The organism is Dorea sp. MB18-49, assembly GCF_023669465.1.
GTDB lineage: Bacteria > Bacillota > Clostridia > Lachnospirales > Lachnospiraceae > Dorea_A > Dorea_A longicatena.
In genome coordinates this window covers 23,436-38,849 of record NZ_JAMOYX010000008.1, presented here as the reverse complement: position 1 = coordinate 38,849, position 15,414 = coordinate 23,436, and the positions used below count along the sequence as shown (strand labels likewise).

The 15,414-nt window shown below is 41.7% G+C and carries 11 protein-coding genes; 1 reads left to right on the top strand and 10 read right to left on the bottom strand.

All coding sequences use genetic code 11. The features are described from left to right. Positions 1-112: 112 nt before the first annotated feature. From addA to dapF, 3 genes are read right to left on the bottom strand one after another with little or no spacing between them, the layout of a single operon-like run. On the bottom strand, positions 113-3,778 hold the full coding sequence (gene addA, locus NCY30_RS04330; RefSeq protein ID WP_250818508.1) for a helicase-exonuclease AddAB subunit AddA: 3,666 nt from the start codon (positions 3,776-3,778) through the stop codon (positions 113-115). A 2-nt stretch (positions 3,779-3,780) separates the two neighbouring features. Next, a complete protein-coding gene (locus tag NCY30_RS04325) occupies positions 3,781-7,119 on the bottom strand; it encodes a PD-(D/E)XK nuclease family protein (protein ID WP_250818507.1) in 3,339 nt (1,112 codons plus the stop codon). 60 nt (positions 7,120-7,179) lie between these two features. Further along, positions 7,180-8,037, bottom strand: a complete 858-nt coding sequence (gene dapF, locus NCY30_RS04320; protein ID WP_006428103.1) for a diaminopimelate epimerase — start codon at positions 8,035-8,037, stop codon at positions 7,180-7,182. 194 nt (positions 8,038-8,231) lie between these two features. Between dapF and NCY30_RS04315 the strand changes: the two genes are divergently transcribed. Next, a complete protein-coding gene (locus tag NCY30_RS04315) occupies positions 8,232-9,071 on the top strand; it encodes an AraC family transcriptional regulator (RefSeq protein WP_006428102.1) in 840 nt (279 codons plus the stop codon). Here NCY30_RS04315 and hflX read toward each other — a convergent pair. From hflX to NCY30_RS04280, 7 genes are all read right to left on the bottom strand, one after another. After that, positions 9,023-10,291, bottom strand: coding sequence for a GTPase HflX (gene hflX, locus NCY30_RS04310; protein WP_022415669.1), 1,269 nt, complete (start codon positions 10,289-10,291; stop codon positions 9,023-9,025). The two genes, NCY30_RS04315 and hflX, sit on opposite strands and share 49 nt — an antisense overlap. A gap of 31 nt (positions 10,292-10,322) precedes the next feature. Further along, positions 10,323-10,844: a tetratricopeptide repeat protein gene (locus NCY30_RS04305; protein ID WP_055193323.1), complete on the bottom strand. Its 522-nt coding sequence runs from the start codon at positions 10,842-10,844 to the stop codon at positions 10,323-10,325. Between the two features lie 22 nt (positions 10,845-10,866). Further along, positions 10,867-11,535 (bottom strand): uracil-DNA glycosylase, encoded by a 669-nt coding sequence (locus tag NCY30_RS04300; protein WP_006428099.1) that lies wholly within the window; start codon positions 11,533-11,535, stop codon positions 10,867-10,869. A gap of 39 nt (positions 11,536-11,574) precedes the next feature. After that, positions 11,575-12,336: an imidazole glycerol phosphate synthase subunit HisF gene (gene hisF, locus NCY30_RS04295; protein ID WP_055182592.1), complete on the bottom strand. Its 762-nt coding sequence runs from the start codon at positions 12,334-12,336 to the stop codon at positions 11,575-11,577. A gap of 13 nt (positions 12,337-12,349) precedes the next feature. Next, positions 12,350-12,955 (bottom strand): imidazole glycerol phosphate synthase subunit HisH, encoded by a 606-nt coding sequence (gene hisH, locus NCY30_RS04290; protein ID WP_006428097.1) that lies wholly within the window; start codon positions 12,953-12,955, stop codon positions 12,350-12,352. A gap of 88 nt (positions 12,956-13,043) precedes the next feature. Further along, positions 13,044-14,549 (bottom strand): sensor histidine kinase, encoded by a 1,506-nt coding sequence (locus tag NCY30_RS04285; RefSeq protein WP_006428096.1) that lies wholly within the window; start codon positions 14,547-14,549, stop codon positions 13,044-13,046. Further along, positions 14,546-15,229: a response regulator transcription factor gene (locus NCY30_RS04280; protein WP_006428095.1), complete on the bottom strand. Its 684-nt coding sequence runs from the start codon at positions 15,227-15,229 to the stop codon at positions 14,546-14,548. The genes NCY30_RS04285 and NCY30_RS04280 overlap by 4 nt, the downstream gene beginning before the upstream one ends. Between the last annotated feature and the right edge of the window lie 185 nt (positions 15,230-15,414).

The following is a 15,414-nucleotide window of genomic DNA, read 5'->3' as shown; positions in this document are numbered from 1 at the left end:
ACCGATAGCTTTTCTCGAACGTATGATGATAAAAAAAGCACACCCGGTCATCGCAAAATCTTTCAAATAACTGAAATAATTTTTTACGATACACAGATGTGCCTTTTTCTATTTATTTAATATAAATTCCCTCTTTTAGTGTAAAGGAATATATAATCTTTTCTTTTACTTTCTTTCCGGTCATTTGTTCCAACGCTTTTGCATAATAGCGCAGCTGCTCCTGATACCTTTCTGCCAGTTCTTCCTTCCGTCTTACCTTGTCGGTCTTATAATCCAGCACGACAAGTCCGTCCGGTTCTTCAAAATAGGCATCGATAATTCCCTGTACCAGTATCAGTTCCCCGTCTTCTTCCTCCGGATACAGCTCTCTGGCATCTATTCCCAGTACAAATGGCTGCTCTCTCCAAAGTCTTTGTTTACCGTCCGCTTCCCGCAGCCGCCTTCCTATACCTGACTTTGCAAACTGCAGGATATCTTCCCAGCAGATACATCTTGCGGCATCTTCTTCTATCCGTCCTCTTCTTACCTGATCATCCAGCCAGTCCATAAAATATTTCTTCCAGTTTTCTTTTTCCCCGACCGTATCTTCTGTAAATTCAGGCATCCCTTTCATATCCAGAAGTTCCATAACTCTGTGATAAGCCGTACCTCTTGCAGCTCCGGCCAGAACCTCATCTTCCTGCAAAAATTGCGGAATCATCGGCACAACTTCCGGTTCTTCCTGCAGAAGTTCTCCTTCTTCTTCTCGTTCTTCTTCGCCGCCATCCAGACCAATCTCATATGCCCGCTTTTTCAGCTCGGTAACTGTAAATTTCAGCTTTCTCATACTGCTTTTTTCGTACGGATAGATGAATTCAAACTGTTCTTTCATCATATCATGAAGCTTTGGCTCGTAAATCTCATTCACATCCCAGTTTTCAAGAACAGCTCTGGAAATCCCGCTTTTTTCTTCCTCTTCTATACTTTCTTTTACCACATCTTCTACATGTAAGATCTGAAGTTTTAATGGTTCTCCTTCTGTACGCAGAACTGCCGGTAATATGAAGTCCCAGTACGTCACCGCATGGCTCAGCTGCAAGAATGATAATTCTTTTCTCTTATTTCCCTGAAATACCCGCCCGTCAGATATCTTATCCTCGGGATTTGAAAGTGTTCCTGTAATGATCAGTTTTTCTTTTGCACGCGTAAGTGCAACGTACAATACACGAAGTTCTTCTCCAAGACTTTCCAGAGCTTCTTCTTTCTGGATCACCTTTTTGATAATGCTTGGTATCTTAGTCCTGTATTCCAGATTAACTGCATCCAGTCCAACACCCATTCCGGCATGAAGAGCCACAGCACTCCTTGCATCCTGCATATTAAATCGTTTTCCCATTCCGGCCACGATCACAACAGGGAATTCCAGACCTTTGCTTTTATGAATCGTCATTACCCGTACCGTGTCTGCATGCTCATCTTCTATACTTGCTTCTCCGTAATCTACATCGTATTTCTGAAGCTGTTCAATATATCTTACAAAATGAAACAATCCTTTGTAGCTCGTTGACTCATACGCTCTGGCTTTTTCAATCAACATATCCAGATTTGCTTTCCTCTGTGCACCTCCCGGCATGGATGCAACATAATCTCCATATCCGGTTGTTTCCAATATCTTCCAGAGCAATTCATGCATCGGTGTATACGGTACAATCTTTCTAAAGTCATCCATCTGATCCAGACATTTTTGAAGTTTCAGTTGTATATCCGCATTCTCTCCTTGTTCTCTGTACTTCGTCACACTCTCAAAGAATGCCGTATCCGGATATGCACACCGTATTTCTGCCAGTTCTTCCTGAGATAGTCCGGCAAATGCTGAACTTAAGACAGCAGTAAGTGGAATATCCTGCCTTCTGTTATCCAAGACCCTCAAATAATCCATGAGCACCCCAATTTCCTGAGTCTGAAAATATCCCTCGCTTGTTCCTGCATAAGTCGGTATTCCTTCCCGGTTCAACACTTCGGTAAATACATCGGCAAATCCTTTGATACTTCTCGTCAGGATTACAATATCCGAGTAACGCACATTCCGAAGTTCCCCTGTCTCTTTATCTGTAACTTTCTGTGAACGCAGAAGTTCCCGGATACGCATTGCGATCATTCTTGCCTCCAGTTCCCTCTCGGAAGGAATTTTCTCCTCAAAGTCTTCCTCTTTTGACAATATTTCCAGGTCACTGTCCATCACAAGAATCTCTGTCTTAACATTGTCATTTTCTGGATATTCAGCTCCCGGATAAAGAGCTGCCTGATCATCATAGACGATTCCGCCCAGTTTTTCAGTCATGATCTGTCTGAATATAGCATTGGCACTTTCAAGTACTTCTTTCCGGCTTCGAAAATTCTTGTGCAGATCAATTCTCTGCGTCTTACTTTCTTCTATATTATATGTGCGGAATTTTTCCAGAAATAATTCCGGTCTGGACAGACGGAATCTGTAAATACTCTGTTTTACATCCCCCACCATAAATATATTGTATCTTCCGCTTCTGCAGCCAGATACACTGGTAAGAATTGCTTCCTGGATCAGGTTACTGTCCTGATACTCATCAATCATGATTTCTTCAAACTGCTTCTGATATTCTTCCGCTATTTTGGACGGAACAAAACCATTTTCCGTCTTCTGCGTCAGAATCCTCAGTGCGTACTGTTCCATATCAGAAAAGTCGATCATATTCTGGGCACGCTTCTGCTCTTCGAATCTCTCTGCAAAAAGCCGCACCAGATCCGCCAGTTCTTCCATTGCCGGAGCACATACCCGAAGATCTTCCACCAGTTCTTCCGGACTTTCATAGAAATACTGGGCGCTCATATTTTTCACAATCCCTTTGACCATTTCCCTGATCTTTTTGACCAGGTCAATCTTTTCTTCTGATACTGTTTTATCCTTGTTTGCTGCGATCCTCGCCCATTTTACATTCGAAAATGCTTCCGCAAGGCTTTTATAAGACGCCCTGTTACACAATTCTTCAATGACCCGCAGATCTTTTTCTAGTGTTGCTTCATATACGGCAGGCCCTTCCGGACTTAATGCCACATTTTCCGCATAGATAAGCAGTTCTTTTGCATCTTCCAGATTCTTTCTGATATCTGTCATCACTTTCTTCATGATGCTGCTTCCTTCCAGTGCCTTTACATCCGGGATTTCATAGGCTTTTACACAGGAATCCAGCCATGCTTCACTGTCCGGATAACTTCTGGAAAACTCATAAATTTTAAGTATCAGATCCTCAATCTTTTTATCATTCCGGCCGGTACTGTACGCTGCGGTAAAGTCAAGAAAACGCTTACTGCCTTCCTGATATTTTTCCTCCAGCATATCTTCCAGTACATCATGTCTTAGGAGCTTTAATTCGCCTTCTTCACCAATTCTGAATCCCGGATCAATATCAATCGCATGAAAATGATCACGGATCACGGAAAGGCAGAAACTGTGTATCGTTGTGATCTGCGCATTATGGATCAGAGTAGCCTGCTGCTTCAGATGTTCATTATCCGGATATTCCATCAGTTTCTTTTCGATTGCCAGCCGGATTCTTTCTTTCATTTCCGATGCTGCTGCCTCCGTAAAAGTAACAATCAGAAGTCGGTCCACATCCATCGGAGGGTCATCTTTTGTCAACATTGTGATGATTCGTTCTACCAGAACTGCCGTTTTCCCGGAACCTGCTGCCGCTGATACCAGAATATTGCGATTCCGTAATCGGATTACTTTCTCCTGTTCTTCCGTCCACTTCACACCCATGGCTATTCTCCTCCTTTCTGCTCCATCCGCATTGCTTCCATTGCTTCTTCTTTTCCCGTTGTTCCTATATCACGATATTCATATCCCGGGATTTTCACGTCGAAGCCGCACACCTGCCGGTATGGACAATAATCACAGCCGCTTTCCTGTCCTCTCTTATATGGAAGTGCTCCTACATCTCCATTTAATATCTTTGTTCTTGCATCTTTCATCTTTTTCCGGGCATGTACCATCATTGCCTGGAAATCCTCTCCCGCAACTACTTTAGAGTATCCGGACACACTGCCGTTCTTATTATATTTCACCGGGACTGCCATAGATTCTCCCGTTGTATCCCGGTCCAGATGCTTAAGGATCTCTGCCTTTAACGGTATGATCCCGTCTGGTTTCAGCTGCTTTAAGACTGCCTGTTCTGCTTCTTCTTTATCTTTCGTCTTATCTACAATCGGATCCTGGATCCGATAATAAAATACGCCCGCAGGAACAACTTCTTTCTCCGGGTGGCGTTTCTTCTGAAATTCTATTGCCGCATCCATATAGATCATAAGCTGAAGCTGCAGGCCGTGATACAATGCTACGATATCAAACGCCTTGCTTCCAGTCTTATAATCCATCACCTTAACATATACCTGTTCTTCGGTTTCACACACATCTACTCTGTCGATCTTTCCTCCAAAGAAACGAAGCTCATACGCCTCCGGCACAAAATCTCCTGCCTTAAGCTGATTCGTAAGTGCCCATACTGTGCGTTCCAGCATCTGTTTCATCCTGACGATCAGTTGTTCATTTCTCGCCGAACTGTATAACACTGAGTTACCATAGTCTGTGATCGCTGCCTCCACACATTCATCGATCATTTCTTTTCTCTGTTCTTCTGTCAGGATCGTCCAGCCACCTGCTTCAGATGCTTTTTTTGAAAATAATTCCAGGGCACTGTGACATACATTTCCAAGATCCACTGCTTTAAACTCATATACCGGCCGTTCTTTCAGACGTAATCCATATGCAAGGAAATGTGCACATGCACAACTTGCATACCGTTCCATTCGGGTAATACTTCCTTCGAAATTTTCACCGTAAAGCTGCTTTGCAACGCTTTCCGACAATGGATCCTCCGGGCGTCTGTAGTACCATGCCGTTAAAAGTTCGTCTACTTTTTCTTTCCACTTTGGATCTTTCTGATACCAGGTATAAAGCTCCTGCCATGTGACATCCAGATTTTTCTCCTGAAGACCACGGATCAGATATTTTACCCCTGTTTTTTCCGTCAGTTCTTTTTGCACCAGTTCCTTCTCATCCTCGTCCCGTACCTTCACATCCGGATACAGACGCAATAATTCCTGAATCAGATAGGAAGGTCTTAATGCCTTCCCGTCCGCGGACACCTTGCTGTAATATACCTTAAGCTTTTCCGATGGTTTCGTCAGATTCATATACAGATAGAACTTCTGGACATAAGCTTTTTCTTTACCTCCCGCAGACAACGCATGATCAGCCTGACGGAATTTTTCTCTGTCGCGTTCAGACAGAAGTCCCGTTCTTAAAAGCGCCCCCGGCAGGAAACAGTCATTGGCTCCCACAAAAAAGAGTGCTCTTATATCTTTCAGTCTGGTCCTTTGCATATCTCCGGCTACCACCTGATCTACACTTGGCGGAATAACGCCGACCCTTGCTTCTTCAAGACCTGCATCCAGAAGTTTACAATACTCACTTAAGCCCACCGGTTCCTCTCCAAGAAGTGCCACAAATTTATCAAACAACTCTATGATGATCCGGTAAATCTGAGAATATTCCTTTGCCAGAGCCAGTTCCCCTGCCTCTTGAAATTCTTCTTCTGTTTTCTTAAGTCTTTCCTGAATATTCTCCTGAACCATAAATTCATATACTGCCAAGGTAATATCTTTTACGGTTTTCCTCTTTTGTTTTAAAACAAACATCAGATTATCCACTTTTTCTACCATTTGTACTCGATAATGATTCAGCCTCTCCAGTTCCTCTTCTTCCATCCCTTTCATACGACGGATCCATCGGTTCTGCCAGCCCTTATAGCCCCGGATTCCGAGTCCGATCACATAATTTTCCAGTTCATCGACCTCTTCATAACTAAATCCTGCAAGATTCGTCCGCAGGAAACGGAATACACTTTCATAAGAGAAATTCTTCTCTGCCATATTCAGAAGACTTCTCAGGTATTCTACAAATGAATTCAGCAGAATACTTCTCTTATGATCCATAAATACAGGAATTCCATATGTTTCAAATGCCTGTTCCAGATAGTCTCCATATACATTCATATCACTGACTATGACACCAATCTCACGATAACGGTATCTTTCTTTTCTTACCAGTTTCCTGATCTCTTCTGCTACAGCCATTGCTTCTTCTCCCGGATTTCGCGCCACATGAATTCCAAGATTTTTCACTTCTTTTTCATATGTTCCTGCTCCATATCTGAAAATATTCCGCTCCAGAAATGCCAGCTCTTTATTTTTCTCAAAACGCTTTACCGGATATCCATACAGGCAGACCGGTTCCTCTACCGCAATGTGTTCTTCCCTCGCCAGACTGATTAATGTTGTCACCATCTGCTTGCTCAGTCCAAACAGCTGATATGGATGTCTGTAAGAATATGGATTCTCCCTTTCATCCATGATAACCGTTATCCATACACCCTTACAATATTTCATAAGCTCCAGAATCAGCCTGTTCTGCACCGGTGTAAAGCCTGTAAATCCATCCAGTACCACTGTGCTGTTCTTTAAAAGCTCTGATTCTCTAACTTCTCGGCTCAGCACATCTAACAACTCTTCCTTTGTGATATAACGTTCTCTTAAATAATCCTGAAAACCATCATATAAAAGCCGGATGTCTTTTAATTTATAATATAACCTGGATTCTTCATCCAGCGAATCTATCATATCATCCAGTTCTTCTTCCCCGATATCATATTGTGTAAATTCCGAAATCACGGATTTGACCTCAGAGATATACCCCAGTTTCTTAATATTCCCCTTTAGGACAGTCAGTTTATCCTCATAATTCCCTGCGATCTTTCGCAGGATCAGATTCTTTCCCTCATCATCCAGTACCGGTATTTTCTTTACTCCGGTCTCTTCAAACACACGGTATGCAAGACGTGCAAAGCTCAATACATCAATATTCATGATTCCGTGTCTCGGATGCATACGAACCAGATCTTTCTGTGTCTGCATTGTAAACTGCTCCGGTACAAGCACTATGAAATTCTCCTGTGGATTTTTTTCAGATTCTTCTATGACATGCTGATATAAATACGTTGATTTTCCTGAGCCCGACGGCCCAAATACAAATTTTAAAGGCATAAGGTTTCCTCCTTATGCCCTAGTATAACACGAATATATGTTTGTTGTATACATATTAGTCTACAATGCGCGAAGTCTTTCTGCAAATTCATTGCTTAATGTTACCTTTGCAATATAGAAGACATCACCTGTCATATATACATTCCAGTCATCTTCTACTTCTACCTGAAGTTCTCCTCCAGGCATATGAACGATCACTTTACTGTTAGTCAGCCCCAGTTTGTATGCAACTCCTGCCGCTGCACAGGCACCTGTTCCGGATGCTCTTGTATAACCTGCACCTCGTTCAAAGATCTCGATTGCGATATTTTCCTTATCGATCACCTGCATAATCTGTGTATTGATCCTGTTTGGGAAATATCTTGCGATCTCAGAATAATCACCGATCTTACATACCAGTGGTTTTGAGATCTCCCGCATCGGAATGACACAATGAGGATTACCGATCGATACGCAGGTAACCGGATACAACGTTCTTCCAAATACCATATCCTCATTGATCACTTCTCGTCTTTCTCCAATAACAGGAATCTCATCACTCCAGAAAGATAATTTTCCCATCGATACACGCAGGCGGCTTCCGTCCTCATTTAAAAATGTAACTTCGACCGGACCGTTTCCTGTATATAATTTAAAATTCTTTTTCTGTACATAACTTGCATCTTTCAGATATTTTGCAAAAATGCGGACACCATTTCCACTGGTCTCAGATTCACTTCCGTCCGGATTCCATACTTTTACGTGCATACCGTCTTCTTTCAGAATCGGGCCTTCAAGTACTCCGTCTGCTCCCAGTCCCTCATTACGGTCACAGAGCATTTTTACATTTGCCTCATCCAGTTTTAATTCGTTATGATTCGGATCAAATACCAGATAATCATTGCCAAGTCCATGATAACGTTCTACTACTACCTTCATCTTTTTTTCCTCCTGATCTTTGTTCCCAGCTTTTTTATATTGATCGCTTTTATATTTTCTGTTCTATATATCTTTATCATAACAGGCATTATTTCCATATTCTACGTAAATAATGCTGTATTTCTTGCAAATAATGCTATTTTCATATAAACTTTCTATAGACAGTCCAATATATATCCGGGGAGGTACAGATAATGGAACAATATGAGAAAAAAGGATACCTGAACAGCGAATTCCGTCTCTTTCATCTGACAGATCAGGAGACAAAAGAAGTAGACTACCACTATCATGACTTTGATAAGATCACCATCTTCATCCGTGGCAAAGTAAATTACATGATCGAGGGCCGTTCTTACGATCTGAAACCTTATGACATTGTACTTGTAAAACAAGGCGATATCCACAGACTGACCGTTGACAATTCCTGCCCATATGAAAGAATCATTGTCTATATCTCACCTAATTTTATGAATGCTTATCAGACAGATAATTATGATCTGAGTTATTGTTTTCAAAAGGCTGCAAAAGAACATTCCAATGTTCTGCGTATCCCATCTTTCGAAAAAAGCTCTCTGTTTCGTTCTATCTCTCAGTTGGAGCATTCGTTTACGGATGGCGGCTATGCTTCCGAGCTTTACAGACAGGTTATGTTTCTGGAATTTATGATACATCTGAACCGGGCCGTAAGAAAGAACCGGCTCGAATATATCGATACTGATAATTGTAATGAAAAGGTGCTCGCCATCCTTGATTATGTAGGCGAACACCTCTGTGAAAATCTGTCAATCGATCTGATCGCAGATCAATTCTATATCAGTAAATATTATATGATGAGATTATTCAAGCAGGAGACCGGTTATACTCTGGGACAATACATCTCCCAGAAACGGCTCCTGCTTGCGAAAGAACTTTTATCTACCGGTGCGCCTGGCACACAGGTTTGTTATGATTGTGGTTTTAAAGATTACTCTACCTTCTCCAGAGCTTATAAACAATTGTTCGGTGTTACGCCTTCGGGCCGTACCTGTCCGTAAAGTTCTGCCGGAACAAAAGCCCTTACAAAGATACCATCTTCCCGGTATTCTTCTTCCTGCAGTTCCCCGTACTTTCGGATCAGTTGAATCTTTCCTGCCTCTTTATATGGATAAAGTGCCTCAATCTCTACTTTCTGCTCCCTTAATACTGCTTCTACAGCTTGAAGGAATTCGGTAATTCCTTCCCCTGTCCTGGCTGAGATCTTCACATAATAGTCTGCATGAAGATCTCTCGGCACCCAGATATCCTCCATACGGTCGATCTTATTAAATACTGTGATAACCGGTTTGTCTTTCACACCCAGATTCTGAAGTGTTTCATACACTGTATGCATCTGCTCATCCATCTGCGGATTAGAAGCATCTACTACATGCAGGATAATATCTGCATATCTGGCTTCTTCCAGTGTACTTCTAAATGCCTCGATCAGATGATGCGGAAGTTTTCTGATAAATCCTACCGTATCTGTCATCAGGATTTCCTGACCACTTGGCAGCTTCAGATCTCTGGTTGTTGGATCCAGGGTTGCGAATAATTTATCCTCTGCAAGAATCCCTGCACCGGTCAGCGTATTCAGAAGTGTTGATTTTCCCGCATTCGTATAACCAACAATCGCGGCCACCGGAATATGACTGCGGCTTCTCTGCTCTCTTGTTACTTCTCTGTGCTTCTTTACATCTTTTAATTCACGGTTAAGCTGTGCGATCCTGCTCTTGATCAGACGCCTGTCCATCTCAAGTTTCTTTTCTCCCGGGCCTCTGGTTCCGATTCCTCCTCCAAGCCTCGACATAGCCTTACCAAAGCCCGCCAATCTGGTCTGCTGGTACTTTAACTGCGCCAGTTCTACCTGAATCTTGCCTTCACTTGTAGATGCTCTTGCCGCAAAGATATCCAGAATGATCAATGTTCTGTCCATTACTTTTACATCCAGTTCGTCCTGCAGATTCTTCATCTGTGCCGGAGAAAGTTCATCATCACATACGATTCCTGTCGCCCTAAGCTCCCAGATCATACTTTTCAGTTCTTCAATCTTTCCTTTTCCGACATAGGTTCCCGGATGTTGCTGTTCTCTGTTCTGAATGACCATTCCGACGGTCTCAGCTCCTGCCGTGGACACCAGATCTTTTAATTCTTCCAGAGATTCTTTTGTATCATCCTGATCTGAAAGTGATACACCGACCAGTATTACTTTTTCTGTTTCATTTTTTATTTCTATCATACTGTTCCCATTTTCTATAGATTCATTCCATTTATCTTGTTTTCAGAAACTCGGCCTCTTTTTTTGCCGATTTGTCATTCGGATAATTTTCCAGATACTCTTCCAGTTTTACCTTTGCACTTTCCCAGTCTTCCATCTGTTCATATGCAACAATAATATTGTACTGCATCTCTTTTTTCATCTTTTTACCGGAATCTTCCTGTGCCAGGCCAAGATTATAATAATTTAATGCCTCTTTCGCTTCTCCGAGTTTCAAATCACAGTTTCCAATCATATTATAGATGGTTCCCGTCTTTTCGGCATCATTTTCCAGTGCTTTCTTAAAAGCTTTTCTTGCACCTTTGTAATCCTTCTTTTCCCATTTGGCAATTCCAATGCCACGATAGGCATCCCCGACATTTTTCTTCTTATCTACTGCCTGTTCAAACTGTTCGATTGCCTGATCATATTTTCCGTCTTCTAAGTATTCTACCCCTTTTTGGGATGAATTGCCGCAGGCTGTCAATAATACACCTGTGCAAACGACCACAAGTAATGCCTTAATTTTCTTCATACTTTCCTTATATTCTCCTCATCTACTCAATCTGCCAGTCAATTGGCTCTACTCCGTGAGCTCTCAGATAATCATTGGTCTGACTAAATGGCTTACTTCCGAAAAATCCACGATATGCGGATAACGGACTCGGATGCGGGGCTTTCAGGATCAGGTGTTTGGGATTCGTAAGCATCCTTGCCTTTCTCTGAGCCGGTGCTCCCCATAAGATGAAAACGATCGGACGATCCTGACTGTTTAATGCCATGATAGCTGCATCTGTAAATTCTTCCCATCCAATATCTTTATGCGAATTGGCCTGATGCGCCCTTACTGTTAATACCGTATTTAACATCAGGACTCCCTGCTCAGCCCACTTGGTCAGGCAGCCGTGATTGGGGATCGTACATCCCAGATCATCATGCAATTCTTTATAGATATTCACCAGTGACGGCGGAATATCTACTCCTTTCTTCACAGAAAAGCAAAGTCCGTGTGCCTGTCCTACATTATGATATGGATCCTGTCCCAGTATAACCGCTTTTACATTATGTAAAGGTGTCAGATGAAATGCATTAAAAATATCATCTGCAGGCGGAAATATCTGTCTTGTCCTGTATTCTTCGTTGACTGTTTCAAATAATTTTTTATAATATGGCTTTTTAAACTCTCCTTTTAGAGCATCCAGCCAGTCATTATTAATTGCTGCCATGTTTTACACTATCCTTTTTCCTCTTATCTTTGTTCATTCTTACAGACGAACGGATACACCTTTTCCTCTTAAATATTCTTTTACTTCTCTGATCTCCAGTTCCTTATAGTGGAATAATGATGCTGCCAGAGCCGCATCTGCTTTTCCTTCCGTCAGTGCATCGTAAAAATGTTCCAGACTGCCGGCACCTCCGGATGCGATCACTGGAATATTCACTTCCTCGGCAATTGCTTTCGTAAGTTCCAGATCATATCCGGCTTTTGTTCCGTCACAATCCATACTTGTCAAAAGGATCTCACCTGCTCCAAGCTTCTCCACTTTCGAAGCCCATTCCACCGCATCAATTCCTACATCGATCCGTCCGCCATTCTTATAAATATTCCAGCCACTTCCATCTTCCCGCTTCTTTGCATCAATTGCAACAACTACACACTGGCTGCCGAACTTTTCTGCTGCTTCTGATATCAGATTCGGTGTATTAATTGCAGATGAATTAATTGAAATCTTATCCGCACCTTCTCTTAAGAGTGCCTTAAAATCATCTATTGTACGGATTCCTCCGCCAACTGTAAATGGGATGAATACGTTTTCTGCCACCTTGCGTACCATATCTACCACTGTACCTCTGGCATCCGATGATGCTGTAATATCAAGAAATACAAGCTCATCTGCACCTGCTTTATCATACGCTTTTGCAATCTCAACCGGATCTCCGGCATCTCTTAACGATACAAAATTTACTCCCTTTACAACTCTTCCGTTATTTACATCCAGACATGGAATGATTCTTTTTGTATGCATAATGATGTCCTCCCTATAATTCCACAAAGTTCTTTAATATCTGAATTCCGATATCACTGCTTTTTTCCGGATGGAACTGGCATGCGAATACATTCCCCTGTTCTACCGAAGCATGGATATGTGTACTGTATTCTGTCGTAGCAGTTACAATTCCCTCATCTGCTGCTTTCAAATAATAAGAATGAACAAAATATACATAGGAATCTTCCGGAATCCCTTTGAATAATCTTCCGTTATTCTGGAACTTCAAAGAGTTCCATCCCATATGTGGAATCTTAAGGCCTTCCTTATCCGGGATTCTTAGTATCTCACCTTTCAGAATTCCAAGTCCTTCCACGCCCGGCGTCTCATCACTTCGTTCAAATAATAACTGTAAACCAAGACAGATTCCCAAGAAAGGAGTTCCCTTTGCCGTCACATCCCTGATCACCTCATCAAGCCCATATTGTCTGAGTTTACTCATCGCATCTCCAAATGCTCCGACTCCCGGAAGGATCACTTTATCTGCATTCATGATCGTCTCTCTGTCTCTTGTGATTATTACTTCCTGTCCCAGAAGCTGCATGGCTTTCTCCACACTCTTTATATTTCCTGCATCGTAATCAATAATTGCAATCATCTTGTTATCCTGCCTTTCATATGTGGTATATCAGGGATATTGTCCCGTACATTCACTTTATATTATTTGTCAAGTGAACTGTTATGGTTTATTGTACATCAAGTTCAAACCAGAATTCAACTCCATTGTCATAATTCTTTACACCATACTCCTGGTTGAATGATTTCATAATTGCTTTTACGATTGAAAGGCCGATTCCGTTGCCTCCATATTCTCTTGTATGGGCCTTATCTACTTTATAGAATTTATCCCAGATATGAGGTGCATCTGCTTCCGGGATCGGATTACCGGTATTAAATACCGATACTCTCACTTTGCCGTCTTTTTGCACCATCTTCACTTCGATCACCATATCGCCGCTGACATGATGACATGCATTACTTACATAATTTCTTACAACCTGCTCTACTTTAAACTCATCTGCCCACGCATAGATGTCCTCTTCTGTGTGCAACATAATCTTGGCACCTGCCTGATCCGCCATGATCTCCATACTCTGCAGAACGCCTTTGACCAGTGCAGTCAGATTAAATCGTTCAAACACGATATCTTCATCACCGAATTCCAGCTGGTTCAATGTCAGCAGATTCTTGACCATCTGATTCATCTTGGACGCCTCATCCATAATAACATCACAGTAGAATTCCCGACTCTCCGCATCTTCATTGACTCCTTCTTTTAATCCTTCGGCATAGCCCTGGATCAGAGCGATCGGTGTCTTTAACTCATGAGATACGTTTCCTAGGAATTCGTTTCTCATCTTTTCCAGCTTGTCTTTCTGTTCGATGTCTTTCTGCAGACTGTTGTTAGCTTTCTTAAGTTCAGAGATCGTGCTCTCCAATTTCTCTGACATCCGGTTAAAGTTCTCTCCCAGTTCTCCGATCTCATTGCTTCCGCCGCTGGTGTATTTCGCATCAAAATCAAGATCTGCCATCCGGTCGGATAATCTCGCAAGCTCCCGGATCGGATCTGTGATTCTTTTTGAGAAATACCAGATCAGAAGAATGGATACAACGATCAGAACACTTCCTATATATAATAAGAAACGATTGGATATCGACGCACTTTCACGCATACTTTCTACCGGACTTCGAAGCAGGAACTGACTGCCGTCATCCAGACTTCCCCACATATCAACATAATAACTCTGATTCCACGGATCCCATGACTGGTTGATCTGATAGACATCCGTAGAATCCAGTGTCCGGCTTTCTTTTTGTGCCTGATTCAGAAAATATCCCATCATCTGATTCTTCAACATATTCTTGTCATGCACATTCGTATGCACATCATTATCCTTTTCAATTACCAGATAAGAAATATTATTCTTTTCAGCGAAATGAATGAGTGAATTATTCTTCTTTGTGCTGTCCCATTTATCTTCATTTGATACGTCATTTAATTTCTCATAAAGTTCTATGAAACGGGATTCCTTCTTACTTATATAATACGGCTCCAGAAATTTTCCGTTGATGAACATCAATGTCACGACCAGACAGATCAACAATCCTACAAAGGATGTGATCATCTGCGTCTTAATCGAATGATGTACACTTTTTATCTTCTGTTTCTTATCTTTACTTATGATCTTCATGCTTCATCAACCTCAAATTTATATCCCATGCCCCAGATTGTCTTAATGTAATTTCCCTTTTCTCCGAGTTTGCTTCTTAATTTCTTTACGTGTGTATCAATGGTTCTTGCATCTCCGAAATAATCATAATCCCATACATTATTCAAGATCTTCTCTCTCGATAATGCAATGCCCTGATTCTCTACAAAGTATGACAGCAGTTCGAATTCCTTGAAGCTTAATTCAATCTCTTTACCATCAATCTTCACCTGATGTGCGGCTTTATCGATTACAATTCCTCCTGCATCGATCTCGTCACCACCGCCTAATACATTGGCTCTTCTTAATATTGCATTGACTCTGGCTACCAGGATCTTCGGACTGAATGGCTTGGAAATATATTCGTCAACCCCCAGAGCAAATCCCTGTAATTCATCTCGTTCCTCTGACCTTGCAGTTAGCATGATGATCGGCACTTTTGATGACTGGCGTACTTCACGGCATACCTGCCATCCATCCATTCTTGGCATCATCACATCCAGAATGATCAGTGCAATATCTTTTTCATCATAAAATACTTCCATTGCTTCCATCCCGTCGCCGGCTTCCAATACCTGATATCCTTCTCTTCCAAGGAAATCTTTCACCAGTTTTCTCATTCTGCTTTCATCATCTACTACTAATATTTTGATCTTATCCATAAGACCCGGCCCTCCTCTTAAATTTATATTTTCATGATATATTTTTCTTTGATCTTAATTATTATAGCAGAGAACTATGTAGCCTTTGTGAAGTTTCCGGTATATAGAATAAAAAAAGTACCCACAGTGTCATATTACTTATGTTACCATGGGTACTTTTTCTTAAGTTACTCTAATCTGTAATT